At 52.8% G+C, this 984-nt stretch carries 1 protein-coding gene; it reads right to left on the bottom strand.

Annotation, left to right across the window (positions count from 1 at the left end; all coding sequences use genetic code 11):
* Positions 1-139 precede the first annotated feature (139 nt).
* Positions 140-844, bottom strand: a complete 705-nt coding sequence (locus R8N49_RS25375; protein ID WP_001067855.1) for an IS6-like element IS26 family transposase — start codon at positions 842-844, stop codon at positions 140-142.
* Between the last annotated feature and the right edge of the window lie 140 nt (positions 845-984).

The raw sequence follows: 984 nt of genomic DNA, 5'->3' as shown, positions 1-984 counted from the left end.
GGTCGTGACTACGGTCATGATTCACTCCTGAGGGCTTGACGGGTTTAGCCACCTAAATGTAACAGTCACGTCGGTTATATTCAATCCGGCACTGTTGCAAAGTTAGCGATGAGGCAGCCTTTTGTCTGATTCAAAGGCCTTACATTTCAAAAACTCTGCTTACCAGGCGCATTTCGCCCAGGGGATCACCATAATAAAATGCTGAGGCCTGGCCTTTGCGTAGTGCACGCATCACCTCAATACCTTTGATGGTGGCGTAAGCCGTCTTCATGGATTTAAATCCCAGCGTGGCGCCGATTATCCGTTTCAGTTTGCCATGATCGCATTCAATCACGTTGTTCCGGTACTTAATCTGTCGGTGTTCAACGTCAGACGGGCACCGGCCTTCGCGTTTGAGCAGAGCAAGCGCGCGACCATAGGCGGGCGCTTTATCCGTGTTGATGAATCGCGGGATCTGCCACTTCTTCACGTTGTTGAGGATTTTACCCAGAAACCGGTATGCAGCTTTGCTGTTACGACGGGAGGAGAGATAAAAATCGACAGTGCGGCCCCGGCTGTCGACGGCCCGGTACAGATACGCCCAGCGGCCATTGACCTTCACGTAGGTTTCATCCATGTGCCACGGGCAAAGATCGGAAGGGTTACGCCAGTACCAGCGCAGCCGTTTTTCCATTTCAGGCGCATAACGCTGAACCCAGCGGTAAATCGTGGAGTGATCGACATTCACTCCGCGTTCAGCCAGCATCTCCTGCAGCTCACGGTAACTGATGCCGTATTTGCAGTACCAGCGTACGGCCCACAGAATGATGTCACGCTGAAAATGCCGGCCTTTGAATGGGTTCATGTGCAGCTCCATCAGCAAAAGGGGATGATAAGTTTATCACCACCGACTATTTGCAACAGTGCCCATCGGCGTAGTAGTGGATGTGGTCGATGACAAAGCCGGTGCGGGTCAGCGTGCGCCGGAGGATCGGCAGAAAATCG

This window comes from Vibrio sp. 1978, assembly GCF_033344345.1.
The sequence above is the reverse complement of the archived record's forward strand: the minus strand, read 5'-3'. Positions and strand labels throughout refer to the sequence as shown.

What these genes read in the sequence shown, in the direction of transcription:
- R8N49_RS25375 (WP_001067855.1), bottom strand. Translation starts at nt 844, where the DNA reads ATGAACCCATTCAAAGGCCGGCATTTTCAGCGTGACATCATTCTGTGG.